Source organism: Rossellomorea sp. RS05, from assembly GCF_039822645.1.
Taxonomy (GTDB): Bacteria; Bacillota; Bacilli; order Bacillales; family Bacillaceae_B; genus Rossellomorea; species Rossellomorea marisflavi_B.
In genome coordinates this window covers 184,213-208,764 of sequence record NZ_JBDKWY010000005.1, presented here as the reverse complement: position 1 = coordinate 208,764, position 24,552 = coordinate 184,213, and the positions used below count along the sequence as shown (strand labels likewise).

Here is a 24,552-nt window from a genome sequence, read left to right as displayed (position 1 = left end):
CCTTCACCCCATATCAAAATTTCTCTGGATTTAGCAACACATAACACAGATAGACCACCAGGATCAGAGCGATCGCCAACATCATCATTTCTCTTCATCCTTTCCCGGTTCTGCAATGGATCCGGACCATTTCAAGAGCCCTGCCATCGCCATGGTAAGCAAGCCCATCATGACCATCATCCACAGATCCCCCATCTTGATTCCTCCTTTACTTTTTGGCCCAGACCGAAAAAAATAGACCAACGCACACTTCTTCCCCATGTGAAAATCATGAACATGATCTTCATAGAATTGGAGAAAAAGCACACATTGGTCTACTTAATGCCCAGCAGGCTTCATGCCTTCTTTGCATTCTGTCTTCCACGTATTCTTTTTCGTATAGGCATAATAAAAAGACCTACATACACAGGCTGCCCCTCACGTCACAGATGTCTGCAACAAGAGATGCCCCCTGATTAAGGCGGTCTTGTGGACCTCCTTCGCTTTAGCCGACGAAGTTAGCTGACGGGTAGGATGGCGAAAGAGTTTTCTCATCCCTTCTACACAGTAGAATTAACCCCAAAAAATTGGTTCCTCCGCTCTCTTTCGAGATTAGGCCGGTTGATGCTGTTGTTTATGAAATTGATATTACTCCGAGTTCATTCCGTTGTAAACGAGCAAAAACCTGATAAAACAGTCAAATTCAATCAATACAATAAAAATAACTTCATTTTACTCCCTATTACTCACCCATTCTCATTATTTCTATTCTTTTAAAACATAAAAAATAGGATTGACTTCCCCTACCTTATGGACGTACGATTGTCGTTGAAAAGACGCACGCGGAATTCAGGAGGATCATATGGCAACGAAAAAACGATTAGAGGCCGAGCTGAGCGAAGCCTTCATCAAGCTCCAAAGGGAATTGATCGGGAGGGGACCACAGGAGACGAGGACCTACATCGTCGAAGATATGGTGATCGCACGATTCAAGGGCGTCCTCACCGTAGAAGAAAAGCATCTGGTGGAACATGATAATGGACGGAAGCTCGTGAAGCAGATGAGGCAGATCCTCCGGGAGATGTACGGGGAAAAATTCGAAGCCGTCGTGGAAAAGCTGACGAACTGCCACGTCCTTACAAGTCATAGCGATATCAGCACCAGGTCCGGTGAAAGGATCGAAGTGTTCGTCCTTGACCGGAACCTCGAGAAAGAACTGACTCAATAAAAAAAGCCGCAGGGAACGATCCCTGCGGCTGATTCTGCGTTATTGGTTACCTTGCTTGACCCAGCCAGCGACGGTGACGGTACGTTTTGCCTGATGCTTCACGGCAGGCTCCACGTTTTCGACCATATTGCCTTCCTGGTCGACGGTCACACTCGTACCGTATGGGTTTCCTCCTGTTGTAAAGAGAACAGGATCTGTGTATCCAGGGGATGCCACGATTGCTCCCCAGTGGTGCATCGTCGTGTATAGAGACAGGATGGTTTGCTCCTGGCCTCCATGTGGATTCTGGGCTGATGTCATGGCGCTGACCACTTTGTTGGCAAGCTTCCCGTTGAACCACAGTCCACCAGTCGTATCGATGAACTGTTTCACCTGTCCGGGCACGTTCCCGAAGCGGGTCGGGATGCTGAAGATGATGGCGTCGGCCCATTCAAGATCGGCAAGCGTCACTTCCGGAACATCTTTCGTTGCCTCCACATGTGCTTTCCAAGCTGGATTGGATTCAATGGCACCTTGTGGCGCTGTTTCAGGCACCTTCAGTACTTTCACTTCTGCGCCGGCTTCCTTCGCCCCTTCTTCTGCCCATTGGGCCATCTTGTAGTTGGTACCTGTTGAACTATAATAAATCACTGCTACTTTTACGTTTTCCATCGTTGTTTCCTCCTTTTGTTGTGTTCCGAATAGTTTACTGAAAAATCCCATGTTCATTCTCCTCTGACTCTAGATGTGCTTCCTTCAGTCCGGTCGTTTGATTGTGAAGGTTTCACCGACCCTGGCATAGTCATTCCCCGCCAGACGGCTGACAGCCTGGAGCTTCTCCTTATCGATACGGCCTTTTTCATACAGGTCCTCGCGGATATGGAACTTGACAATCCGACCGATGACAAGATCGGCTCCCCCGGCAGTGACGATCTGCTCCAGCACGCATTCCATCCGTACTTTCGTTTCCTCGACACCTGGGACCCCCACCACCTCACTCTGGATCGGGGTTAATCCGGCAAGCTCCACTTCACTCTCATCCGGCTTCAAGCTGGCTGCCGTTTCATTGATCTTGCTTACGTTGCCTTCATCCACGATGTGGACGACAAATTCCTTTGTTTGTGCGATATTCCTTGCTGTATCCTTCTGTTCACCCGCTTTGCGCTGGACGGCAATGGATACCATCGGCGGGTCCGCCGAAACGACATTGAAGAAGGAAAATGGTGCTCCGTTCACCGTTCCTGACGGCGACTGGGATGTCACGAATGCAATCGGCCTCGGGATGATGCTTCCGATGAGGAACTTGTAGTTATCCTTGGCCGATAGCTGCGATGGATCAATGGAAATCAATGAAATCACTCCCCGATTATTCTAGCTCTTTCACTTCGATCGGGATCAGGGCCTGCTCAATCCTGTCCCTGTGCCCTTCATACTGCTCAGGCAGCATGAGCTTCTCTCCCATTGTTTCCACCGTTTCATCATGCGCAAACCCTGGTGGGTCCGTCGCGATCTCAAAGAGGATTTCTCCATGCTCACGGAAGTAGATCGCGTTGAAGTAGTTTCGGTCCTTCACTTCAGTGACGCCATAGCCGCTTTCGCCGACAAGGCGCTGCCATTGGAGCTGGTCTTGGTCATCTTCCGCCCGCCATGCGATATGGTGGACCGTCCCCACTCCAGAGCGTCCACGGCCGACGGAGGTTTTCTTCACGTCGATGAGGTTTCCGATGTCAGCCGTAGATCGGAAGCGGATATAGTCTCCTTCCTCGCCTACCTTCTCAAGACCCATCACCTGCTCCAGCAATTCAGCCGTTTTTTCAGGGCGTGCAGATAGAAGGATGGCTCCACCGAACCCTTTGATGGCGACGTCGGAAGATACCCCTCCGAACGACCAGCCGTTGTTCTCCCCGCCTTCTCGCTCCACGATTTCCAGATGAAGGCCGTGTGGATCATCGAACGTCAGATACGTTTCGCCGAAACGCTGTGATTCTTTTGCCTCAATGTTGAACGTCTTCAGGCGCTCTTTCCAAAATGCCAGGCTTTCTGCTGGTACGGCATAGGTGGTGACACCTACTTGCCCATCGCCGATCACTCCTTGGCGTGCTCCTGCCCATGGGAAGAAGGTGATGATGGTTCCTGGACTTCCGCCTTCGTCTCCGAAGTAAAGATGATAGGTGCCCGGGTCGTCGAAGTTGACGGTTTGTTTGACGAGGCGAAGTCCGAGGACGCCTGCATAGAAGTCGATGTTTTCCTGTGGATGGCCGACGATGGCGGTGATGTGGTGGATTCCAGCTGTTCGTTTTTGCATGGTGGATCTCCCCTTTGGTTCGGAATGGTTTATATGAATTTTTTGTTGTGAAGTTCATGGTGGATAGATTCGTCCGTTCGTGTTCGCTGCGGGGTGCCGCTTTCCGCGGGGCGGGCGGTGAGCCGCATCGGCTGCGCCTGCTGGGTCTCACCTGCCCGCCTTTCCCGCAGGAGTCGGCACCCCTCCGCTACCACTCACTTTTCGTTGAAATGAAGAGAATGTGTTCATAACAGACTTGATGGGTGTAACTCATTCAAAAACGATTTCTGATTTCTTTTCTGAAATGATCCTGCTCATTCCTTCCACTCTTTCGCAACTGAGATGATACCCAGAGTGCATTGGAGCGGAAGGTACTTGACTCCTACGGGAATAGAGGGATGATCGAGACCCCGCAAGAATGAGGAGGCTCGACTTCCTCCCCGTGGAAAGCAAGTGCCTGCAGCGGAAAGAAACGGTCTTCGTCGTATTTATACTATTTTCAATATTTGCTTCTGTATTCCTTCTTTTGTTTTGAATTAAAATATCTTTAATTCGAGATAATTATATGATGGATGCTCTTTCGATGTCAATGGTTTGGGAGAAAAAACTTTTAATTCGAGATATTTTCTTGTAGGTTTGCTCCTTATTTACTTGGAAAAAGCGTTTATCTTGTATGAATAAAAGGAATCTTATTAGGTAGGTTCTTTTTAAAGGGGTACTTATTGGATAAGAAGGAGGTAAGTAATGATACGATTTGAGAATGTTTCAAAAGTGTTTGACGGAAATAAGAAGGCCGTGAACTCAGTCAGTTTCACTATTCCAAATGGGGAAATCTTTGTGCTGATCGGTCCCAGTGGATGCGGAAAGACAACGACGCTCAAAATGATCAACCGACTCATTGAGTTATCTGATGGAACGATTTATATCAATGATGAGAAAGTCAGTACATACAATGTGCACGAGCTGAGATGGAACATCGGGTATGTGCTACAGAATATCGGACTGTTCCCACATATGACCATCGAGGAGAATATCGCCATCGTCCCTGAGATGAAGAAGTGGCCTAAAGAAAAGACAAGCAAGCGTGTGGATGAGCTTTTACGGATGGTGGGTCTTAAACCCACTGACTATAAAGACCGTAAGCCCGGTGAATTATCGGGTGGTCAGCAGCAGCGGATCGGAGTCGCGCGCGCCCTTGCGGCAGACCCGGAATTCATCCTGATGGATGAACCGTTCAGCGCCCTCGACCCCATCACGAGGGAAAAGCTCCAGGATGATATTCTGTCCCTCCAGAAGGAGATCAAGAAAACCATCGTGTTTGTCACCCATGATATGCAGGAGGCCCTGAAGCTCGGAGATCGCATCTGCCTCATGAAGGACGGCGAAGTCGCCCAGGTAGGGACACCCGAAGAGTTGATCCATCATCCTGCCAATGAATTTGTCCGGGATTTCATCGGAGGGAAAGGACATTCCCTTGAGAATGACTTCAACCTGGCCGATCTCCTCTCACCGATTGAAGAACCGATGGATGTGGACCGGGCATCTATCCCGATCGACAGCACGATTGACGAAACCCTTTCAGCCCTTGCACAGGAAGAGATCGCAATCGTGAAAAAAGACGGGACCCCCGTCGGATACGTTTCAAGGGAAACCATCATCCGGCATCTTGCAGGAGTGAAAGCAGGTGAAACAGGATGAATGGATTGATGGAAACGTTCAATAACCGGAAAGGCGAATTGCTTAACGATCTCTTACAGCATATCGAAATCTCCTTCATTGCCTTGTTCTTTGCGCTTATCATATCGATTCCACTGGGCATCTATTTGACCCGGAAGCAGAAGATAGCTGAAGGGATCATCGGCATCACGGCCGTCTTCCAGACGATTCCGTCGCTGGCCCTCCTCGGACTCTTGATCCCCCTTGTCGGAATCGGGACTGTCCCTTCCATTATCGCTCTTGTCGCCTATGCGCTTCTCCCGATCCTGAGGAATGTGTATACAGGTATCAATGAAGTGGATCCCGCCTTGACGGAAGCGGCGAAAGGACTCGGGATGAACAGCTGGAGACGCCTGGTCAAAGTCGAACTGCCACTTGCCATGCCTGTCATCATGGCTGGGATCCGGACGTCGATGGTCCTCATCATCGGAACGACGACGATCGCCGCCCTGATTGGAGCGGGAGGCCTCGGGGATCTCATCACCGTCGGGATCAGCCGGAACGATACCGATCTGATCCTTCTCGGTGCCATCCCCGCTGCACTGCTGGCGCTGTTCTTCGATTTCCTGTTGCGGATCATTGGAAGGCTATCATTCAAGAAATCCCTGATATCGGTGGCATCTGTCATCGTCATCGCCTTCTTGATCATCGGAGGTTCCGCCTTCTTAAAACCGAAGGAAGCCGATCTTGTTATCGGAGGGAAGCTCGGGCCTGAGCCGGAGATTCTGATGAATATGTATAAACTCCTGATCGAAGATGAAACCAATATCACGGTAGAGGTGAAGCCGAATATGGGGCCGACCACTTTCATGTTCAATGCCCTGAGGTCAGGGGATATCGACATCTACCCGGAATTCACAGGGACGGTCATTGCCGATCTCCTGAAGGAATCACCTGAAAGCACCGATGAGAAAGAGGTCTATACGCAGGCGAAAGACGGTGCAAAGGAAAAACTCGGCTTCGCCTTACTCGAGCCGATGAAGTACAACAACACCTATGCCCTTGCCGTTCCCGAGGAGCTGGCCAAGGAGTATGACCTGAAGACCATTTCCGATCTGAAGGCCATCCAGGGCACTATCAAGGCCGGCTTCACACCGGAATTCCCTGAGCGGGACGACGGCTACCCCGGCATCCAGAAACTCTACGGCATCGAGTTTCCATCCGTGAAGGTCATGCAGCCCGAACTGCGGTACACAGCCATTGATTCAGGGAAGATTAATCTGGCCGACGCCTACTCCACTGACCCAGAAATCGAGAAATACAACCTGAAAGTACTCGAAGATGATAAGGGACTCTTCCCTCCGTATCAAGGTGCCCCGATCATGAAAGAGGAGCTCCTTGAAGAATATCCTGAGCTTGAGGACATTCTCAACAAATTGTCCGGTAAGATCACGGATGACGAGATGAGGGAAATGAACTACCAGGTTTCCGTCGAAGACCGCTCTGCAAGAGAAGTGGCGGAAGAGTATTTAAAAAAGAATAAGCTTATTCAATAAACCAAAAACCGGACCGCCCATGTTGGCGTGTCCGGTTTTATTTTCCTTACTCAATTAAATTTCCTTCCTCATCATAGACTTCTACTTTCACATCATCATAAAAATCCTTCAGCCTATGCATCGTAATGGGCTCTTGAGTATCAAGAGGGAATTCTTCCGATTGACCACCCGCATACACTTTGACATTCCCTGTTTTCTGATCGGGGTGAAGGATGGCGAGGATGGTACTTTCGTTTCCTGCCAGGACAGCGGTCGTCACCTTCTGGCTTTTTTCTACTTCCTTCTGTTTATTTTCTTTGCCGTCAAATTCCATGATCCCAAACAGGCCATCAACGGTCTCATAGGCTGCAATCAGGGAGCTTTCCCCGTCCTGGGGTATTGTCTGGCGATACAGATCCAGGCCATGTTCCACCCTGTATTCCGTGAACTGCTCCAAAAGCTTTTCAGAAGGACTCGAACACGCTGAAAGTACAGAAAGGGTCACGACCAGCAAGGTCAGCAGCACACCGGGTCCAGAGATCCGTAAGAATTTTCTCACTAAATGGCTCATTCTGACCCTTTTCCCTTCATGGCACCCAATAGTTTTTCCAGCTTTTCTTCAACTGCCGCCAACCGTTCCTCTTTTTGATCCGTCTTCTGTCTTCCATTGTTGACCAACCTCACCGCCACTGCTGTGACAAATACCAGTCCTGCCAACAGAGTCAGCAATGAAATTATAAATACACCGTCTCCTCCGGCCATTTCAACACCCCTACAGGAAATATTTTCTATATTATACCATTCACCTTCATTATGTACATCCTTTCTACTTCATTTCCACAGAAAATGCTTTCATCCTTCTCCAGTAGAAAGACCTGCGACTTCCTTCTCCAGCCGGCCGCTACTCCCCCGCAGGACAATGAGGCATACCACAAGCATGCCTCGCCTGCTCCATTCTTATAAGGGTCCCCGACAAACAGGTCATACCAAACATGTAGAACCTTCTCCTGTGTATCCATCCCATTTACACCAAACAGACTTTTATTCCCCTTAAGTCAGACTTCTCCCCACCACAACCTTTTCCTTACACGAAGCCATGTAAGTCGCATATCGGAGACAGGTTTCCCAATCATCTTCCACTTCCATCGGCCACCACCTGATCGCCCCCATCGGCGCATTGGCCGCGTAGGTTTCCACAAGATGCGGGATCCTTCCGGCGATGACGATCTCATGATCTGAGAATCCGGTTTCCATGCCCTCCCTGAGTGCTTCAAGAAGAAGAGTATGATCATACTCTTCTTCTTCATGAGGGATGGGGAATACTAATGAGCTCCGATCCTCCCTCTCATGGATGAGATGAGCCGTCTTGACACCGGCGTCATCCGTTTTCCGCTTCCAAATCCGTTCGTAGGGAATCTCACGGGGCAGTTCAATGGACTCGAGCCTCTGCCCGATCCGGTCCCCATAGTAGTTGTAAAGCTGCTGCACGAGAAGCTGGATCTGCTTGTTCCTTGTAAACGTCGTATTGCTCCCACCTGCGTTCCGGTATTGGATATAGAGAAGGTCCGGGATTGCCACGACACGGGTTGACAGGAACGTGCGGACGAGAAGGTCATAGTCATCTGCCACGAGCAGTTCCTCCCTGTGTCCCCCAATCAGGTGATAGCAGTCCCGCCTCCATGCACGGGGATGGTTCGGGAGGCCGACGAGATGCCTGATGGTCGTTCCATTAAGGGCCGTGTGCTTATTCACATTCTGCCAGCGCTTCATCTTGTGGATCCACACCCGGTAATACAGGTTATAGCCATAGCCGCTGTCCCAGCCGTACCAATGGGCGTGAAGATTGTCGGCATGGACCTCCGTGCAATCCCCATAGGCAAATCCGGCTTCGGGATTCGCCTGGAAGGCCGACACGATTTTCTCCAGACAATCCTCCGTGAGCTCGTCATCATGATCTACCTCCACCAGGATTTCCCCGGTGCATAGGCTTGCCGCATACCGTTTCACCGCTCCGATATATCCGGACGATCCGTCTGGCCGGTAGCGCCTGACCCTTGCGTCATCCAGCCCCATCAGAGCCGTTTGATACGTCTCGCCCCCATCATCGGAGTCATCCACGATGACCCATTCCCAATTCGAGTAGGTTTGCTTCAAGAGAGACTCATAGGGCCGCCTGATCTTGTCTCCCGATCTATAGGCTGCCGTGAACACTGACACGAGGGGGAGGTCGCTCATGGGGGAAGGAAGGAACCCCACCTTCACTTCCGGCAGGGGATCCGTCCGCTTGAACCAGCAGTGAAAGAGATGATCCGCCTCGATTTCCTCTCCCGACTTCACATGGATCCATCTCCTCCGCTCCTCAAGAGGCAGGCCGTTCAACCCTTTGAATTCCTGCCAGTCCTGCCCTATAGATACATACACACGCGGATGCTTTGGATCCACCTCTGGATGTGAAGCATCGGCATCACAAAGAACAATATCAATCCCTTTTTCCATCAGGCGATTGAAGATGATGTGAAGATAGTGATCGGTATAAGAATCAGAGATATAGAGATAGGCTGTGAACATGGAGGGTTCCGCTCCACCCTCCTCGTTGTTCCGCCTCAGGCGTCCGATCCGGTCGGTCCCCCGGTAAACCTCTTCCATTTCTCCTTTCCGGATGAGCATATGCTCTTGCTGGGCATTGGTCCCTTTGGGAAACAGGACACCCAGTCCGTTGCAGTGGGTGAAATCGATGTGAGGATCCCCTTGTCGTTCCGCCCAGAATTTATATACTCCAAAGTCCCTTCCCCTCACATACGTGTCATGGAACAGGACGACCCCGTTCTCCGACAGCTTCGGCAACCACGTGGTGTAATCATGGCTGACGGCTTCATATGTGTGGTATCCGTCAATGTGAAGAAGGTCGATGGATCCGTCTTCGAACTCCTTCAGTGCTTCATCGAAGGTTTTCCTCAGCAGCTTGCCGATCCCGGGGAACTCCCTTTCCGTCACAGCTTTGACGCCTTCATATACATCGTCACCATAATAGCCTGCGTGGGGATCCCCTTCCCACGTATCCACTGCGTGACATGTGGATGTCAGTCCCCCATCCTTCACTGCCTGGCAAAAGCTGAAAAATGACGCTCCATATTGAGTACCCAGCTCAACGATGCATTCAGGAGCAAGGTAGCGTACAAAATCATAAGCAAACCTGCGATGACCTGACCATGGGCCATATCGGATGGCACCTGCAGGCAGTTCCTCCGCTTCGTCAACGGCAAATGTCGCATGGCGATAATCCCAACCTTTCATCGCCCTCCTCCTTTCACAAAAAAACACATACCTCCTTACAAGGTATGTGAAAAAACGTGCATTATATCTTAAACCGATATGGACGCTAGATAGCGCTTGACTGCATTCTTCCACAGAGGGAGGGGCTGCGTTTTATGGTTGCCGAGTACAGAGTATCGTGGTCTGACTGCCTTGCTTGGGTACTCCTCTGAAGAGCAGGGTAGGATCGTTGTCGGGCTACCTGAAAGCCTAATGGCTTCAGCAGCCAGGCCGTACCACGAGCATGCCCCTCCATTTGTGAGATGGAAGGTCCCGAATCGATCCGTTTGAATCAGGCGAAGAATGGCCCCGGCGAGATCTACGGTATACGTCGGGCTGCCCATAATATCGTCCACGACCTTAAGGGTGTCGTTCGTTTTCGATAAGGTCAAGATCTTATTGATGAAGTTCGGCCCCGCTCCGCCGAACACCCAGGACGTCCGCACGATATAGTACCGGGGAGCCGCCTTCCTGACAGCCTCTTCCCCGGCAAGCTTCGACCTTCCATAGGCATTGAGGGGAGCCGGATGATCCCCCTCTTCATACGGGCCCTTCTTCTTCCCATCGAAGACATAGTCCGTGCTGATATAAACCAACACAGCTCCGACTGCACTTGCTGCTTCCGCTATATGCTTGGTTCCCGTTGCATTCACGAGAAAAGCCCGTTCCTGCTCCTCTTCCGCTCGCTCCACATCCGTGAACGCTGCACAGTGGATAATGATATCGGGGGAGCACCGGTATATGAAGTCCTTGGTTTGCTTCACATCCGTCACGTCGCATTCGGCCCTTTGCGGTGCCAGGAACGGCTGTCCCGCATCCCTCAGCTGCCGGATGAATTCACTACCGAGATGACCTGACCCACCTGTGATCATGATCGTCACAGGCCATCACTCCTTTTCAACACCCATTCCCACCACGGGCGGTGCTCCTTATACCATTGGATCGTCTTCTTCAAAGCCGGCTCAAATTCATATTGGGGTGCCCAGCCCAATTCATTCCTGATCTTATCCGAATTGAGTGCGTAGCGATAATCATGTCCGGGGCGGTCATCAACATAGGCAATCCGGTTTTCATCCAATTCGAGCTCCTCCAGGATGAACCTCGCGATCTCAAGATTTTTCCTCTCATTGGAAGAACCGATGTTGTAGACTTCCCCTGCAATCCCTTTTTCAATCACCGCGTCGATGGCGGTGCAATGATCGTGCACGTGGATCCAATCCCTTACGTTTTCCCCGTTTCCATAAAGGGGAAGCGGATTCCCTCTCAGTGCCTCGATAATCATCTTCGGGATGAACTTCTCCGGAAACTGCCTCGGTCCGTAATTGTTTGTACAGCGTGTGATATTGACGGGCAGGCCGAATGTATGGTGATAGGCGAGGACGAGACAATCGGATGATGCTTTGCTGGCGGCATAGGGGCTTCGCGGTGCAAGGGGGGATTCTTCCGTGAAGACCCCTGTTTCCCCGAGGCTTCCGTATACTTCGTCTGTAGAAATATGAATAAAGCGTACATGGTGCTCCCTTGCCACGTCCAGAAGCACCTGGGTGCCGGCTACATTTGTATGGATGAAGGATGACGCCGAGGCAATGCTCCGGTCCACATGGGACTCAGCCGCAAAATGGACGATCAAATTGATGTTGTGCTGCCTGATCAGATCATCGACGAGCTCCCGGTTGTTCACATCCCCCTGCGCGAATGTATAGCGTGGAGGCCCCTCCAACTCTTTCAACGCCTCAAGGTCTCCTGCATAGGTGAGCGCATCAAGATTCACGATCCTGTCCTCCGTCCCTCTCAATCTATGTTTGACGAAGTGATGACCGATGAATCCCGCTCCCCCAGTAACAAGGATCGTGTGCTTAATCAAAGTCGGCATCCTCCCAACGTGGCAGGCTTTCATCTTTGCCAGAAAGAATCGGCACATCCGCCGGCCAGTCGATGGCAAGATGGGGATCATCCCAGCGGATCCCCCGGTCGGACGCGGCGTGATAAAAGGAGTCCGCCTTGTAAAGGACGGTGGTTTCCGCCTCCAGCGTGCAAAAGCCGTGGGCCATCCCTTTTGGAACGTAAAGCTGCCGTTTATTCCGTGCACTGAGGACCGTCCCGAACCAGCGGCCAAATGTCTCCGATCCCTTACGAATATCCACCGCCACATCAAAGATCGATCCCGAAGCCACCCTCACCAGCTTCGCCTGAGCATGTTCCCCGATCTGATAGTGCAACCCCCTCAGGACACCCGCCTTCTCTGAAAAGGATTCGTTATCCTGGACGAACCTCGCCGTCAATCCATGCGTGCCTACTGTACGCTCATTGTAGCTTTCGAAAAAATATCCCCGATGATCCCCGAACAAGAGTGGTTCAAGCACCACCACGCCATGGAGATCGGTCTCGATGACCTTCATCCTGCACTCCCCCTTCCAGCCACCCTGATCAGATACTGTCCATATGGATTATGGCGTAACGGATGACCAAGCTTCATCAGCTCTCCTGCTGTGATCCACCCCTTGCGGAAAGCTACTTCCTCGATACATCCGACCTTCACATTTTTCGTCTCTTCCATCGTTTTGACAAACTGCGACGCCTTGAATAGGGACTCATGGGTACCTGCATCCATCCAGGCATCATGTTCCCCGAGGAGACGGACCGAAAGTTTCCCCGATTGCAGGTAGATACGGTTGATATCCGTAATCTCAAGCTCTCCACGCACGGATGGCCGCAGGCTTTTGGCAACTGCCACGACATCGCTGTCGTACACATATAACCCTGCGACAGCATAGTTGGACTTCGGGCAGGCCGGCTTTTCCTCGATTGACTCCACTTGCCCTTCGCTTGAAAAGCCCACCACCCCGAAACGCTCCGGATCTACTACATAAGCACCAAAGACAAGAGCATCATCCCCGTTCCACACGGGATCCTGAAACCCCGGCCCATAAAACACATTGTCTCCAAGAATTAACGCCGTACGCTCTTCTCCTATGAAGGCTTCCCCTATGATAAAAGCCTGAGCGATGCCCTCCGGTTTCGGTTGCAGTGCATACTGGATTGAGATCCCGAGCGTACTCCCATCACCGAGAAGCTGCCCGTATCGACCGATATCCTGCTCCGTCGAGATGATCAAGATTTCACGGATCCCTGCTTCCATCAACGTACAGAGGGGGTAGTAAATCATCGGCTTATCGTAAAGGGGAAGGAGATGTTTCGAGATTGATTTAGTCAATGGATACAAGCGCGTACCGCTCCCCCCTGCTAATATGATGCCTTTCATATGGAACGCTCCCAACATAAGAAGATATTTCTGCTGTGTTATCGTATGCAAGGCACAAAAAGAAGGTCCGCTGAGCACACATGTGACCAAACAAAAAAAAGGAAAATATCTATTACTGTCGAATATTTAAGAATCACGCTTAATCAGATGATGTAAAAAGGAGAAACCAATGCGCAAAAAGAAAAAAATCCTGTTGTTAGTGTTCCTTTCTGTAGCGGTCTTGATCGCCCTTCCTCCCTTCCTTGCGCCCGTTGTACACAGCCAAAGCTCGCCTGAATCTGCTTTGAGGGCACACATCTATCAAGAAGGCCATCCGTACCAAAGCTTTTTCGCATGGATCAACGAGAACGACTACGTTGATGCTGAATTAGGGCAGCTCTATGATGTGAAATGGTTCGATTTTAATAGTCCGACCGGAGATACTTCCTCTGTCTGCTATGCACCCAAACAGGATGGCACTTACATGATCCAATGTGGCACTGGCCCATGAATGGAGGAATCGTGTATTTTTGTAGAGGACATTTACAAAAAAGCTAGGTCCATGGAAAAGATAATCGCTGTACAATACAGGGATCATCTTTTTTGATTGCATATCGGCAATGAATAGCTGATTTTTTGAATGATCCTTTAAACGCTTGGTTAATTCCAATATTTTCAGCAAATAATAGAGTGGCTAACCAGTTCATAAGGGGGATTTATATGCCACAGGATCGAAAAGCAGACACTCAAAGCGATACATACGGAGGAAAAGAAATCAAGCCCTATCAGCAACAACGATTACCGCATCACATGGAAATGGAGCTTCCACACGAACTCTCCATAAACCCTCTCTTTGCCCGCGAAGGAGAATCAACCATTCCCCGCTTTCAACTGGCGGATGGGGGCATGCTACCAGAAACAGCCTATCAAATCGTCCATGATGAAATCACGCTTGATGGCAATGCACGCTTGAATCTCGCTACATTCGTCAGTACGTGGATGGAGCCTGCCGCAGAGCGCTTATATGCCCAATCATTCGACAAAAACATGATAGACAAGGATGAATATCCACAAACAGCCCAAATCGAGGAGCGATGTGTCCGCATTCTAGCCGATCTCTGGCATTCACCCGAGCCCCTGAAAACAATGGGGGTATCCACAACGGGATCCTCGGAAGCCTGTATGCTTGGAGGTCTTGCATTGAAAAGGCGCTGGCAAAATGCACGCAAAAAGGAAGGAAAACCGACAGATCGCCCCAATATTGTGTTTAGTTCTGCTGTTCAGGTCGTTTGGGAAAAATTCGCGAACTATTGGGAAGTGGAACCTCGCTATGTAAAGGTCACACACGATCATCCTCAATTGAACCCTGAGGGAGTCCTCGCTGCAGTGGACGAAAATACGATCGGGGTTGTCGCCATTCTTGGGGAAACGTATACCGGTCTATACGAGCCCATTGCCGCCATTGCGAAAGCATTGGATGATCTGCAGGAGAAGTCCGGTCTCAATATTCCGATGCATGTGGATGCAGCTTCAGGAGGATTTGTCGCACCGTTCCTTCAACCTGATCTGGTTTGGGATTTTCAACTGCCGAGGGTGAAGTCCATCAATGTATCCGGACATAAGTATGGATTGGTCTACCCGGGATTGGGTTGGATCATCTGGAGGGAAGCCAAGGACCTCCCTGAGGAACTCATCTTCCGCGTCTCCTATCTCGGCGGGAACATGCCGACTTTCGCCCTGAATTTCTCCCGCCCCGGCGCACAAGTGCTGCTGCAATATTATAATTACCTGCGTCTGGGGAAAGAAGGGTACTATGAGGTGCAAAAGGCTTCACAGAACGTTGCCCGCTTCCTGAGCAAGGAGATTCAGAATATGGGACCGTTCGAACTTTTATCCGATGGTTCCGATATACCCGTCTTCGCTTGGCGACTGAGAGATGATGCCACATCCCATTGGACCCTATTTGATTTATCCAGACAAATGCGTGTGTTCGGCTGGCAGGTCCCCGCCTATCCATTGCCTCCTGACATGGAAACGGTGACGATAATGCGGGTGGTGGTTCGGAACGGTTTCTCCATGGACCTTGCCCATTTATTTTTGGTGAACCTCAAACAGGCCGTTGCGTTTCTAGATACCCTGGATGCACCTATGCCAAATGATACGAAGTATGATAATGGGTTTCATCATTAGAAGGTAAACATGAGCAGATCTACTGAGTAGTTCCTGGTACTACACAAAAAAGCACCCTATAGGCAGACTCTCGTCTGTTCTGTAGGGTGCTTTTAATAGTCCCGGGAACTTTGGAATGTTATATGGACTTCACCATGCCTCCATCTACAAGGAAGGAGCTTCCGGTCATATACGTGTTGGCGTCTGATACAAGGAAGGTGACGACGTTGGCGAATTCTTCCGGTGTCCCGTAGCGTTTCAACGGGATCTTCGCCTTCGACTCTTCCTCCACCTCTTCCACGCTCTTCCCATGCTTGTCCGCATTGACCGAATCGAGATGGGCGACGCGGTCGGTGGCGATCCTTCCAGGGGCTACGGTGTTGATCAGGATGCCGTACTCTGCGAACTCATCGGCAAGGGTCTTCGCCATGCCGATCATCCCCGTACGGAACGTATTGGAGAGGATCAGTCCCGGGATCGGCACCTTGATGGAAGAAGAAGCGATATTGATGATCCGCCCTCCATCCTTTTTCAAGTGAGGCAGCGCCTCCCGGATGAGACGGACATAGCTCAATAGATTGAGCTGAAAGGCATTCGTCCAGTCTTCATCGCTGAACTGCTCGAAGCTTCCTGTAGGAGGACCCCCTGCATTGTTGATGAGAACATCGATCCCCCCAAAAGTGTCCACCGTCTGTTCCACAAGGCGGGCTATTTCTTCCGGCTTTGTAATATCTGCAGAACAATACTCCACCGTTCCATGAACACTCAGCTCTTCCTTGACCTCTTTCAGTGTCCCCTCATTTCTGCTCGTGAGCATGACCCGCATGCCTTCTTTGACAAATTGGGTCGCAATCGCCTTGCCGAGCCCCTGGCTTGATGCCACCACCAGGGCCACTTTTCCATTCAAATTCAAGTTCATCCTTCTTCCTCCTTCTATGTATCCCTTCTATCAATCTATAACCTTCTCGGTTCAGGATGAAACTTCCTTCCCGACCCGATGGAAAGATTCCGCTGTTACATCAGATGAAGCGTGAGAATGGGAGGAAATGACTTTTTTCTTTCGCAGTTTGACTGTAGGATCAAGGAGTCCTTCCAGTCCTTTCGTTGTCGCGGTCAAGGCAATGATGGCCAACGAGAAGAACAGCATCGGTGTCATGAAGATCCACCATGAAATATAGATTTCATGGTAGTTCGTCCCCATGATGCTTGCCCACTCCTGGACGAACGGTTTAGGTGGATCACATCCGGCCTGATCATAGCATACATCCGTCCCACCAAAGTAAATCGTGAAGAATCCTAGGTGGGCGATGATCAAGAGTGCCTGGATGACGAGCTTCGGGAAGAGGATGAACAGCCGCCCCTTCAGATGGGGGAGCACATGCTTCCAGAATAGGAAGAACCGGCTGCCGCCGAGGACCCGCGCACCTGCAATGAATTCCTTGCCGAGGATTTCTTTTGTTTCGTTGGAAATCAGGATGGCCGTCGTCGGCAGCATGATGAAGGCCAGCACCAGAATTGTCCAGACGATCCGCTCATTCAAGGTGGTGGTAAAGCCATCCTCCGTCTCCCACAGCAACGGATACAGGACGTTGTAGGCGATGATGGACTGCGGGATGAAATAAAAGCCCATGAGTACCTTATCCGAGTAGCGTCTGAATGCCGGCTTCCAGAATCCCATGAGGACACCGGCAAGAAACGCCAAAAGGAAGGCCACCAGGGAAATGGCAATCGCTGCACCGAGGGTATACACCGCTCCGTCCACCACCTTATAGAACATATGGTAGCCGTCCCGGTCGGTCCCGAACATGATCTGGGATGACGGGCTGAACGGAGCTGCGGCAAACCCCTCATCTCCGTTTGTCATGACGGTCTTAGGAATCTTGGATCCTTGGGAATGGAAAAGGATGCTCCACCCCAGCATCAAAAGGATGAACCCTGCTCCAAATCCTATCAGTAGCCAATTTTTCAACGTCGTCATAAACTCATCTCCTTCCCGATCCGGTGCTTCACCGTGAACTGCATCGCTTTCAGCACCCCATAGATCGGGAGAAAGAGCAGAATAGACGTGATGGCAAAGATCGCCGGCGTATTATAGGTGAACAAGAACGACGTGACACCGAAGACATTATACAGATACTCGAGGATCAGCAGGTTTGACAGCATCATCCACACAATCTGCTTGCCGTGATACGTCAGGCTGACAAGGATGTTCCGGATCATATGGATGAACAGGATCCGGTATTTTGTCAGTCCTTTGCTCCGGGCGAGCTCCACATACGGCAGATCTTCCTCTTCTTTCACGAATGAAATCATCAGACCGAGGAAGAAGAAGGTCGGCAGTACGCTCAGGGTGACGGCCGGAAGGAAGATGATTTCATTTGGATCAAGGGAGGCCACATCGCCGAGGAGAATCCCCGTCTTCTTGAAAAACCAGATGATGAAGAGCTGCAGTGTGGCAATGACAAAGATATCCGGCACTGACTCGAGAACGGCAGCGACTGATTTGATCCCATTTTTCACGATCCGCCCGGACACCGTATACATGATTAAGAGAATAAGAGAGGCACCAAGGGATATGACAATCGCCAGAAAAAGGATCCGCATACTGCTCCATAGTGCCAGCAGGATGAACGGAAACAGCGGTCTCTCCGTTTGCGTTATGGTATATACGAGATCAAACGGATGAGAGAGATCCCCCCACATACCCAGGAAGGTTTGTCCGTACGATGCGAAGGAGAGGGATTGGGTTTCAAACAGGCCGGACCCGGCACTGACCAGTAGAATTCCTGCAATGATCAAAACCGGCTCGAGCAACCAGGCGAATCGCTTCATTATATTCAAAATTAATCCTCCAATGCCTTTTTTTGTCATTATACCACATCAATTTTTCAAAAAAAGACTTTTTAGTGGGGTATCCACAGCTTAGAAAAATCGATGTGACTGAAAGAATGAAATGTTACGTCTTTAATCATCGGGTGGAAGGTTCTCTTTTTAATCGGATGATAAAGGAAGATTAGAAGATTTTTATGTCTAATGTGTTCTTCAATTCTTTCCATGATGGCTTCCCTGCCTGGCCAATCCTCCTTCTTGAACTTTTCAAGTTCCTTGTCAATCCATTCAATTGAATCAATGGGAAACATTTTTCTGAAGTATAGGAAATCATTCTTGAATGCACCCAGAAAAGAGAGATGTGAATCGAGCGATGATACTTCTCCAATTAAAACGACGTCTGCCATCTGATCAATGTTTGACTCATAAAAGTCCTTGTAAGAAAAAGGATGTAATTCAAATAAGATACCAAACTGGGCACCTCTCATCTTCAGCCATTCTGCAGTTTGAATGCCTTTACCGTAGTCGAGGTGATACAACTGTATCGCTTCACCACTATAACCAGACTCCTTTAGTAATGGATAGATTTTTTCTGACCGTTTTTCTTGTCGACATGACCTGGATGGTACAAAACTACTCGCCTCAACCCATTCTCCCCACCCTAGATCATTCCCCATTTCATTGATATCCACTAGATGATACAACGCTTTTCTAAATGAATGTTCTTTAATAATCGAATCTCTCTTACCATTACACAAAAGAAAGCGGAAACCCGATTCAATGGCTTGCTTGCTCTTCACCTGATCAGGTTGTGAATCGTCCAAATTGTAATTGACAATGGAAGCAGCTTCTTTAGTAACTCCATAAAAATGCAGTTCGTCCAAGAGCGGTCTCTCCAGAAAATAATGATCAAATGCCTCCAGAACAAGCTTGCTTGTCGTCCTTTCTTTTATTGCAAATGGACCACTGCCTATCCACTCGTACTCATTAAATATCATGGAAGCCGGAAGAATTGAAAAATGGGGAGATGCGATATATCTAAGGAAGAATGGATTGGGATTACGGAGAACAATCGTGACCTTATACGGACCCTCGCATTCTACCTCTTGAATATCGTCTGCCAGCCACTGACTCGCCGATCCTCTCGCATCCTTGATTCGGCTAACCGTTGATTCTACATCCCTACTCGTCAACTTATCATGGCTATGGAATAATACTCCTTTTCTAAGATAGAACGTAAACCGACGTTGCTCATCATCCACTTTGAAATGGTGAGCAAGATGGGGTAGAATTCGATCTTCTCCCACATCATACTTAACCAGTGTGTCACCAAGGTATTCAATCAAATGGGATTCAAATGTAATAGAGACATTGACGGGATTCAGTGTAGTCAGGTCCCGCTCAATGAATCCATGAAGGATGTCCTTGGACTCATTCCCACTCTGATACCCAAATATCTCCCGTATATCTGAAGATGCCTTCATAATCCATAGTTTAGGAATGGGTAAACGCAACAGATGAGCAGTGGCATCCAGCTGTCCCTTTTGCACGCAGTCTTTTATGACCTCCTCTACCTCACTTTGAAAATCATTTGAAAATAGGAGACGAGAAGAATTCCCTCTCCCCTCGCCAGGAAGGTACATAAGTTTGCCACGATCTTCGAACTGATGGAGAATCCGTTTTACATTCTTCCGTGAACAGAACCACAGCTCCTCCAGCTCTTGCAGTTTAAACGTACATGCTCGTTCTATTTCTCGCTCAAAAAACTGTGCTCGCATCGAAAAGTAGCGCTCGTCCATTTAATCATCCTCCTAAAAGGGGAAACTTTATCCATTATTGTACCCTTTTTACCCCTTTTCACCAATAGCATAATAGGGAGCAAGGAGGCGTTTAGCATGTTACGTACACTACATCCCAACATTCGAATTAGAATTTATACTACATTCTTAAGCAAAATAGGTGGGTCCACTGTCTTTCCATTCATGGCCATTTACTTCACGAGGGAGTTTAACGCCTCAGTAGCTGGAATTCTGGTCCTTATTCAAATAATTGCCCAGTTTGCGGCAGGTCTGTACGGTGGATATTTGGCAGATCTGCTTGGCAGGAAAAAAATCATGGTGGTAGGTGAATTCATGAAAGTGGCAGGGTTCATAGGCATGTTCGCTGTGAACTCTCCTCTCTTCATCTCTCCGACTATCACATTCCTTATGATGTTATTGACCAACGTCGCTTCCGGCTTGATCAGCCCCGCTGCTGAAGCGATGCTGATCGATGTAAGCACAAAGGAGACAAGGGCATTCATGTACTCTATCAATTATTGGGCGGTCAACCTCTCTGTCATGATCGGATTCATTGCGGGGGGATGGTTTTTTGAACATCACTTTTTCCAGTTGATCGGTGTGTTGATAGGGATGGGCCTCTTGACTCTATGTATGACGGCATTCTTCATTAAAGATACCTATCAGGTCCAAGTAAAGGGAACGAGCGGTCAATATGGGGTGAAGCCACTGATCAAAAGCTATGAAATTGTAATGAAGGATTGGACCTTCATGGCTTTTTCCCTTGGAGGAGTCGCTATTCTGGCTCTTGAATTCCAGAGGAATAATTTTATCTCCGTACGATTGAAGGACGAAATCATCCCTAGGACCGTTCACTTCTTCAATGTATTTTCATTCGACCTCGATGGAATTAAGCTTCTTAGCCTGCTGACCGTCATCAATACCCTCATGATTATCCTCTTCACAGGTATTGCTGCAAAATGGATTAGAGAGAAGAGGGAAGAACCGATTATGTATGCCGGTTTCACCCTTTTTGGGATAGGATTTTCCATCCTTGCCTTCAGCACATCCATTCCCGTTCTATTTTTAGCGGTTGTCATCCTATCGGTCGGGGAGTTACTCTATGTCCCAACACGCCAGTCCATGCTGGCAGAAATCGTCGATGACTCAAAGCGAGGTGCCTACATGGCAATGAACGGTCTCGTTGTTCAAGTCGCTAAGATGATGGGGGCGCTTGGACTAATGATCGGGACCTCCTTAGGTGGGGTGGTGATGGCACTTGCTTTCCTATTACTTACGTTTGTAGGAATCGTCATGAGCAGGGTTGCACTGCTGAAGACCAATAGACAACTTAAAAAGGCTCTATCGTAAACAAAAGGCGCAGAAACCGCTTTAAGCGGAACTGCGCCTTTATCAGTCTTCATTAATGACTGCCAATATCAGATGATCCTCCCACGCCCCATTAATCTTTACGGACTTTCGCGAAATGCCTTCCTTCTCAAACCCGGCTTTCTCCAACACCCTGATCGAACCGCCATTCTTTGGCATCACTCCGGCCTCGATCCGGTGAAGACCGAGGACGTCGAACCCATAGCGGACCAGTTGCCGAACGGCCTCGGTCGCATATCCCTTGCCGTTATGCTTCTGGCTCAGGCTGTAGCCGATGATGGCCATCTGCCTTGGCCCCCGTTCGATGCGGAACAAACCGATCGTGCCGACCAGTTCATCCCCATCAAGGAAGATACCAAAATGATAGTCCTGGTCCTCTTCACTCTTCTCCAGTCTTGTTTTCAGCATATCCCGCTGCCCTTCCAGCGTATAAAAGTCATCCGGTCGATGGACACTGAATTCTTGGAAGAACGCCCGATTCTCCTCCTCGAATGCCAACAGGCTTCCTTCGTCTCCTTCTTGCAGCAATCGTATCGATAGGTTCTCCATCCCTTTTCCTCCTCTTGTCTATGTAGTAGGCATCCCCATCACCCGATCCAATGATCGTCTTCATGTATGTGCTGCGGGATATCCTTGTGTTCCATCTCCCCTTCTTCTCCGAGGTAATAGTGGCGGAGAGGGGTGAGATCATCATCCAGCTCATAAACAAGTGGGATGCCGTTCGGGATATTGAGCCCGGCCACTCCGTCATCCGGTATCCCGTCGAGATATTTCACGAGGGCCCTCAGCGTATTCCCATGAGCGGACAGAATGACGCGCTCGTTTTCCAGAAGGCACGGAACGATCTCATCCTTCCAATACTGAAGGGCACGCTTTTCCGTATCAATTAAACTCTCCGTCATGGGGAGGTCTTCGTCGCTGACCGACGCATACTTGGGATCGTCACGATCCTTTCGGTGGGCATCATCCGTCACGGCAGGCGGCCTGACATCGGCGGACCGCCTCCATTCTGTTACCTGCTCTTCCCCGAACTTCTCCGTGATCTCATCCTTATTCAACCCCTGAAGCCCCCCATAGTGGCGCTCATTGAGCTTCCAGGATTTATACACCGGTATCCAGACGAGGTCCATCTCATGAAGCATGATCCACAGCGTCCGGATCGCCCGCTTCAATACGGAGGTGTGTGCGACATCGAACCCTATTCCGTGCTTTTTCAGGATGGCTCCAGCTTTTCTCGCTTCTGCGTACCCGTCGTCCGTCAGATCCACGTCGATCCAGCCCGTGAAGCGGTTTTCAAGATTGTACTGACTTTCTCCGTGCCGAATGAATATAATTTTCTTCATTTGTCATCACCCACGTTTTTTTTACAGTATACACCTATTGAGAAAGATTTATGGAGTAATTTGCATGGGAAAATCCCACACTAAGGGAAACTTGGAATTGAAAGGAGATAGGATCATGTTCAAACAAACGGCAGGGGAAAAGCTCATTGATATGCTCATTGAATGGGGCGTCGATCATATTTACGGCATGCCGGGAGATTCCATCAACTCCCTCATCGAACCCCTTCGGAAAGCACAGGATAAAATCAAATTCATCCAGGTCAGGCATGAGGAAGCGGGTGCCCTTGCTGCTGCCGCCTATGCCAAGCTCACCGGGAAACTCGGGGTCTGCATGGCCATCGCAGGGCCGGGTGCCATCCACCTCTTGAACGGCCTGTACGATGCCAAGCTTGACCGTGCACCGGTCCTTGCCATCACAGGTCAAGTGGAGTCCGACCTGATCGGGACCGATTCCTTTCAGGAGGTGAATCTGGAGCGGATGTTCGATGATGTGGCCGTTTATAATCAACGGATCATGTCGGCCGAGCAGCTACCCGCCGTCGTGAATCAGGCGATCCGGACCGCCTATGCCAAGAAAGGGGTATCGGTCCTCACGATTCCCGACGACATCCCGCGGTTCGAAGTCGGGAAGGAAGCCAGGGTCACCGCCCAGTTCACGGCTAAACAGGTTGTCCTTCCTATGAAGGAGGATCTCCTCAACGCGAAGAAGATCCTTGAAGAGGCTGCGAAACCGGTCATCCTCGCCGGTCGTGGTGCCCATGGACACCGTGATACCCTCCTCTCATTCGCGGAGAAGATCGGAGCCCCGGTCGTGCTTACCCTGCCCGGAAAAGGAGTCATCCCCGACAAGCATCCGTACTGCATCGGGGGACTCGGCCTGATCGGTACCAAGCCGTCGTATGAAGCCATGCAAGAAGCCGACACCCTCATCATGATCGGCACCTCCTTCCCGTTCACGGCGTTTCTACCGGAGCACGCGAAGACGATCCATCTCGATATCGATCCTGCCCAGATTGGGAAGCGTTATCCCGTCGATGTGGGTCTTGCCGGAGATGCCGGTGCAACCCTCTCCTGGCTGACGGATCATCTGGCAACGCAAGAAGATCGCTCATTCCTGGAAAAAAGCCAGGATCGGATGAAACACTGGCTGGCAAAGCTTGATCATCAGGAAGAAGACGGGTCCGTCCCTTTGAAGCCCCAGCGTGTCATCCATGCCCTCCAGGAAGTGGCGGCCGATGATGCCGTCCTGTCCGTGGATGTCGGGAACGTCACCGTCTGGATGGCGAGGCACTTCCATATCACCCATCAATCCTTCGTGATCTCGAGCTGGCTCGCCACACTCGGTTGCGGTCTGCCTGGCGCCCTTGCCGGCCAGATCGCCCACCCCGATAAACAGGTGTTCGCCGTGTGCGGGGATGGAGGGTTCGCCATGACCATGGCCGACTTCGTCACAGCAGTGAAATATGACTTGCCGATCGTGGTCATCGTCTTGAACAACCATAAGATTGCCATGATCAAATTCGAACAGGAGGTCATGGGGAATATCGAATTCGGGACAAACCTCCAAAACCCCGACTTCGCCCGCTACGCAGAAGCATGCGGTGGGGACGGGTACCGGGTGGAACGACCTGAACAGCTGCTTCCTGCCATCCAGCAGGCCGTCCAGAACCGCAAAGCCTGCATCATCGATGTCCTTGTGGATCCGGAAGAAGCTCCGATGCCGGCCAAGATCCAGTTCTCCCAGGCAGCAGGGTATACGAAGCATATGATCAAGGAGTTGTTTGAGGAAGGGAAGATCGACTTGCCTCCTCTTTAAAACCTAAAGAAGAC

At 50.1% G+C, this 24,552-nt stretch carries 25 protein-coding genes, 1 pseudogene and 1 riboswitch; of the genes and pseudogenes, 7 read left to right on the top strand and 19 right to left on the bottom strand.

Annotation, left to right across the window (positions count from 1 at the left end; genetic code table 11):
• Positions 1-13: 13 nt before the first annotated feature.
• The gene (gene kdpF / locus ABJ225_RS22405; protein ID WP_353852463.1) at positions 14-82 is read right to left on the bottom strand and encodes a K(+)-transporting ATPase subunit F; all 69 of its coding nucleotides are present in this window, start codon (positions 80-82) and stop codon (positions 14-16) included.
• A gap of 389 nt (positions 83-471) precedes the next feature.
• A riboswitch (cyclic di-AMP (ydaO/yuaA leader) is annotated at positions 472-608 on the bottom strand.
• A 233-nt stretch (positions 609-841) separates the two neighbouring features.
• Between kdpF and ABJ225_RS14705 the strand changes: the two genes are divergently transcribed.
• Positions 842-1,207, top strand: a complete 366-nt coding sequence (locus ABJ225_RS14705; RefSeq protein WP_048007155.1) for a Na-translocating system protein MpsC family protein — start codon at positions 842-844, stop codon at positions 1,205-1,207.
• 39 nt (positions 1,208-1,246) lie between these two features.
• Here the strand turns inward: ABJ225_RS14705 and wrbA are convergent, their stop codons facing one another.
• Genes wrbA through ABJ225_RS14690 form a run of 3 tightly spaced genes read right to left on the bottom strand, consistent with a single transcriptional unit; the run spans position 1,247 to position 3,491 of the window.
• Positions 1,247-1,909, bottom strand: coding sequence for an NAD(P)H:quinone oxidoreductase (wrbA, locus tag ABJ225_RS14700; RefSeq protein WP_048007156.1), 663 nt, complete (start codon positions 1,907-1,909; stop codon positions 1,247-1,249).
• 33 nt (positions 1,910-1,942) lie between these two features.
• Positions 1,943-2,536, bottom strand: coding sequence for a flavin reductase family protein (locus ABJ225_RS14695; protein ID WP_347320912.1), 594 nt, complete (start codon positions 2,534-2,536; stop codon positions 1,943-1,945).
• 16 nt (positions 2,537-2,552) lie between these two features.
• Positions 2,553-3,491, bottom strand: a complete 939-nt coding sequence (locus ABJ225_RS14690) for a ring-cleaving dioxygenase (RefSeq protein WP_347320911.1) — start codon at positions 3,489-3,491, stop codon at positions 2,553-2,555.
• Between the two features lie 723 nt (positions 3,492-4,214).
• On the opposite strand from ABJ225_RS14690, the gene ABJ225_RS14685 reads away from it, so the two are divergent.
• Both ABJ225_RS14685 and ABJ225_RS14680 read left to right on the top strand, forming a co-directional pair.
• Positions 4,215-5,168 (top strand): ABC transporter ATP-binding protein, encoded by a 954-nt coding sequence (locus tag ABJ225_RS14685; RefSeq protein WP_347320910.1) that lies wholly within the window; start codon positions 4,215-4,217, stop codon positions 5,166-5,168.
• On the top strand, positions 5,165-6,682 hold the full coding sequence (locus ABJ225_RS14680; RefSeq protein ID WP_347320909.1) for an ABC transporter permease/substrate-binding protein: 1,518 nt from the start codon (positions 5,165-5,167) through the stop codon (positions 6,680-6,682). The genes ABJ225_RS14685 and ABJ225_RS14680 overlap by 4 nt, the downstream gene beginning before the upstream one ends.
• A gap of 46 nt (positions 6,683-6,728) precedes the next feature.
• On the opposite strand, the gene ABJ225_RS14675 is transcribed toward ABJ225_RS14680, so the two are convergent.
• From ABJ225_RS14675 to rfbA, 9 genes and pseudogenes are all read right to left on the bottom strand, one after another.
• Positions 6,729-7,232 carry a hypothetical protein gene (locus ABJ225_RS14675; protein WP_347320908.1) on the bottom strand — a complete coding sequence of 168 codons (504 nt, stop codon included), beginning with the start codon at positions 7,230-7,232 and terminating at the stop codon, positions 6,729-6,731.
• The gene (locus ABJ225_RS14670) at positions 7,229-7,390 is read right to left on the bottom strand and encodes a hypothetical protein (protein WP_347320907.1); all 162 of its coding nucleotides are present in this window, start codon (positions 7,388-7,390) and stop codon (positions 7,229-7,231) included. Before ABJ225_RS14670 ends, ABJ225_RS14675 begins: the two co-directional genes overlap by 4 nt.
• A 59-nt stretch (positions 7,391-7,449) precedes the next feature.
• Positions 7,450-7,680, bottom strand: a complete 231-nt coding sequence (locus ABJ225_RS14665; RefSeq protein WP_347320906.1) for a hypothetical protein — start codon at positions 7,678-7,680, stop codon at positions 7,450-7,452.
• Positions 7,681-7,711: 31 nt separating this feature from the next.
• On the bottom strand, positions 7,712-8,896 hold the full coding sequence (locus tag ABJ225_RS22400; RefSeq protein WP_481900631.1) for a glycosyltransferase: 1,185 nt from the start codon (positions 8,894-8,896) through the stop codon (positions 7,712-7,714).
• A gap of 393 nt (positions 8,897-9,289) precedes the next feature.
• A pseudogene (locus tag ABJ225_RS22395) lies at positions 9,290-9,955 on the bottom strand (class I SAM-dependent methyltransferase); the annotation flags it as partial.
• A 68-nt stretch (positions 9,956-10,023) separates the two neighbouring features.
• Positions 10,024-10,845: a dTDP-4-dehydrorhamnose reductase gene (gene rfbD, locus ABJ225_RS14655; protein ID WP_347320956.1), complete on the bottom strand. Its 822-nt coding sequence runs from the start codon at positions 10,843-10,845 to the stop codon at positions 10,024-10,026.
• 5 nt (positions 10,846-10,850) lie between these two features.
• Positions 10,851-11,846, bottom strand: coding sequence for a dTDP-glucose 4,6-dehydratase (gene rfbB / locus ABJ225_RS14650; protein ID WP_347320904.1), 996 nt, complete (start codon positions 11,844-11,846; stop codon positions 10,851-10,853).
• Complete coding sequence (gene rfbC / locus ABJ225_RS14645; RefSeq protein WP_347320903.1) at positions 11,830-12,372, bottom strand: dTDP-4-dehydrorhamnose 3,5-epimerase; 543 nt, start codon at positions 12,370-12,372, stop codon at positions 11,830-11,832. The genes rfbB and rfbC overlap by 17 nt, the downstream gene beginning before the upstream one ends.
• Positions 12,369-13,235, bottom strand: a complete 867-nt coding sequence (gene rfbA / locus ABJ225_RS14640; RefSeq protein WP_347320902.1) for a glucose-1-phosphate thymidylyltransferase RfbA — start codon at positions 13,233-13,235, stop codon at positions 12,369-12,371. Before rfbA ends, rfbC begins: the two co-directional genes overlap by 4 nt.
• 169 nt (positions 13,236-13,404) lie before the next feature.
• On the opposite strand from rfbA, the gene ABJ225_RS14635 reads away from it, so the two are divergent.
• Both ABJ225_RS14635 and gad read left to right on the top strand, forming a co-directional pair.
• Complete coding sequence (locus ABJ225_RS14635) at positions 13,405-13,725, top strand: hypothetical protein (protein WP_218246518.1); 321 nt, start codon at positions 13,405-13,407, stop codon at positions 13,723-13,725.
• A gap of 209 nt (positions 13,726-13,934) precedes the next feature.
• Complete coding sequence (gene gad / locus ABJ225_RS14630; protein ID WP_347320901.1) at positions 13,935-15,404, top strand: glutamate decarboxylase; 1,470 nt, start codon at positions 13,935-13,937, stop codon at positions 15,402-15,404.
• Positions 15,405-15,522: 118 nt separating this feature from the next.
• Here gad and ABJ225_RS14625 read toward each other — a convergent pair whose 3' ends face one another.
• The 4 genes from ABJ225_RS14625 to ABJ225_RS14610 all read right to left on the bottom strand — a co-directional run bounded on the left by ABJ225_RS14625 (position 15,523) and on the right by ABJ225_RS14610 (position 20,011).
• On the bottom strand, positions 15,523-16,302 hold the full coding sequence (locus ABJ225_RS14625; protein ID WP_347320900.1) for an SDR family oxidoreductase: 780 nt from the start codon (positions 16,300-16,302) through the stop codon (positions 15,523-15,525).
• Positions 16,303-16,353: 51 nt separating this feature from the next.
• The gene (locus ABJ225_RS14620; protein WP_148985602.1) at positions 16,354-17,361 is read right to left on the bottom strand and encodes an ABC transporter permease; all 1,008 of its coding nucleotides are present in this window, start codon (positions 17,359-17,361) and stop codon (positions 16,354-16,356) included.
• Entirely contained in the window at positions 17,358-18,215 is an 858-nt protein-coding gene (locus tag ABJ225_RS14615) for an ABC transporter permease subunit (protein WP_347320955.1), read from the bottom strand. Before ABJ225_RS14615 ends, ABJ225_RS14620 begins: the two co-directional genes overlap by 4 nt.
• Positions 18,216-18,286: 71 nt before the next feature.
• Positions 18,287-20,011 (bottom strand): ABC transporter substrate-binding protein, encoded by a 1,725-nt coding sequence (locus ABJ225_RS14610; RefSeq protein WP_347320899.1) that lies wholly within the window; start codon positions 20,009-20,011, stop codon positions 18,287-18,289.
• 96 nt (positions 20,012-20,107) lie between these two features.
• Between ABJ225_RS14610 and ABJ225_RS14605 the strand changes: the two genes are divergently transcribed.
• Positions 20,108-21,361: an MDR family MFS transporter gene (locus tag ABJ225_RS14605; RefSeq protein WP_218246512.1), complete on the top strand. Its 1,254-nt coding sequence runs from the start codon at positions 20,108-20,110 to the stop codon at positions 21,359-21,361.
• A 42-nt stretch (positions 21,362-21,403) separates the two neighbouring features.
• Here ABJ225_RS14605 and ABJ225_RS14600 read toward each other — a convergent pair whose 3' ends face one another.
• Together ABJ225_RS14600 and gpmA are read right to left on the bottom strand one after the other, a co-directional pair.
• Complete coding sequence (locus ABJ225_RS14600; RefSeq protein WP_347320898.1) at positions 21,404-21,928, bottom strand: GNAT family N-acetyltransferase; 525 nt, start codon at positions 21,926-21,928, stop codon at positions 21,404-21,406.
• 38 nt (positions 21,929-21,966) lie between these two features.
• Positions 21,967-22,722: a 2,3-diphosphoglycerate-dependent phosphoglycerate mutase gene (gpmA, locus tag ABJ225_RS14595; RefSeq protein WP_347320897.1), complete on the bottom strand. Its 756-nt coding sequence runs from the start codon at positions 22,720-22,722 to the stop codon at positions 21,967-21,969.
• Between the two features lie 115 nt (positions 22,723-22,837).
• Between gpmA and ABJ225_RS14590 the strand changes: the two genes are divergently transcribed.
• Positions 22,838-24,538 carry a pyruvate oxidase gene (locus ABJ225_RS14590; RefSeq protein ID WP_347320896.1) on the top strand — a complete coding sequence of 567 codons (1,701 nt, stop codon included), beginning with the start codon at positions 22,838-22,840 and terminating at the stop codon, positions 24,536-24,538.
• Positions 24,539-24,552 lie beyond the last annotated feature (14 nt).

What these genes read in the sequence shown, in the direction of transcription:
- rfbA (WP_347320902.1), bottom strand. Translation starts at nt 13,235, where the DNA reads ATGAAAGGCATCATATTAGCAGGGGGGAGCGGTACGCGCTTGTATCCA.
- rfbC (WP_347320903.1), bottom strand. Translation starts at nt 12,372, where the DNA reads ATGAAGGTCATCGAGACCGATCTCCATGGCGTGGTGGTGCTTGAACCA.
- ABJ225_RS14605 (WP_218246512.1), top strand. Translation starts at nt 20,108, where the DNA reads ATGTTACGTACACTACATCCCAACATTCGAATTAGAATTTATACTACA.
- rfbB (WP_347320904.1), bottom strand. Translation starts at nt 11,846, where the DNA reads ATGCCGACTTTGATTAAGCACACGATCCTTGTTACTGGGGGAGCGGGA.
- ABJ225_RS14620 (WP_148985602.1), bottom strand. Translation starts at nt 17,361, where the DNA reads ATGACGACGTTGAAAAATTGGCTACTGATAGGATTTGGAGCAGGGTTC.
- ABJ225_RS14680 (WP_347320909.1), top strand. Translation starts at nt 5,165, where the DNA reads ATGAATGGATTGATGGAAACGTTCAATAACCGGAAAGGCGAATTGCTT.
- ABJ225_RS22400 (WP_481900631.1), bottom strand. Translation starts at nt 8,896, where the DNA reads ATGAGCGACCTCCCCCTCGTGTCAGTGTTCACGGCAGCCTATAGATCG.
- ABJ225_RS14665 (WP_347320906.1), bottom strand. Translation starts at nt 7,680, where the DNA reads ATGGATACACAGGAGAAGGTTCTACATGTTTGGTATGACCTGTTTGTC.
- ABJ225_RS14590 (WP_347320896.1), top strand. Translation starts at nt 22,838, where the DNA reads ATGTTCAAACAAACGGCAGGGGAAAAGCTCATTGATATGCTCATTGAA.
- ABJ225_RS14675 (WP_347320908.1), bottom strand. Translation starts at nt 7,232, where the DNA reads ATGAGCCATTTAGTGAGAAAATTCTTACGGATCTCTGGACCCGGTGTG.
- ABJ225_RS14600 (WP_347320898.1), bottom strand. Translation starts at nt 21,928, where the DNA reads ATGGAGAACCTATCGATACGATTGCTGCAAGAAGGAGACGAAGGAAGC.
- ABJ225_RS14690 (WP_347320911.1), bottom strand. Translation starts at nt 3,491, where the DNA reads ATGCAAAAACGAACAGCTGGAATCCACCACATCACCGCCATCGTCGGC.
- gad (WP_347320901.1), top strand. Translation starts at nt 13,935, where the DNA reads ATGCCACAGGATCGAAAAGCAGACACTCAAAGCGATACATACGGAGGA.
- wrbA (WP_048007156.1), bottom strand. Translation starts at nt 1,909, where the DNA reads ATGGGATTTTTCAGTAAACTATTCGGAACACAACAAAAGGAGGAAACA.
- rfbD (WP_347320956.1), bottom strand. Translation starts at nt 10,845, where the DNA reads ATGATCACAGGTGGGTCAGGTCATCTCGGTAGTGAATTCATCCGGCAG.
- ABJ225_RS14705 (WP_048007155.1), top strand. Translation starts at nt 842, where the DNA reads ATGGCAACGAAAAAACGATTAGAGGCCGAGCTGAGCGAAGCCTTCATC.
- ABJ225_RS14685 (WP_347320910.1), top strand. Translation starts at nt 4,215, where the DNA reads ATGATACGATTTGAGAATGTTTCAAAAGTGTTTGACGGAAATAAGAAG.
- ABJ225_RS14610 (WP_347320899.1), bottom strand. Translation starts at nt 20,011, where the DNA reads ATGGACGAGCGCTACTTTTCGATGCGAGCACAGTTTTTTGAGCGAGAA.
- ABJ225_RS14615 (WP_347320955.1), bottom strand. Translation starts at nt 18,215, where the DNA reads ATGAAGCGATTCGCCTGGTTGCTCGAGCCGGTTTTGATCATTGCAGGA.
- ABJ225_RS14635 (WP_218246518.1), top strand. Translation starts at nt 13,405, where the DNA reads ATGCGCAAAAAGAAAAAAATCCTGTTGTTAGTGTTCCTTTCTGTAGCG.
- ABJ225_RS14625 (WP_347320900.1), bottom strand. Translation starts at nt 16,302, where the DNA reads ATGAACTTGAATTTGAATGGAAAAGTGGCCCTGGTGGTGGCATCAAGC.
- gpmA (WP_347320897.1), bottom strand. Translation starts at nt 22,722, where the DNA reads ATGAAGAAAATTATATTCATTCGGCACGGAGAAAGTCAGTACAATCTT.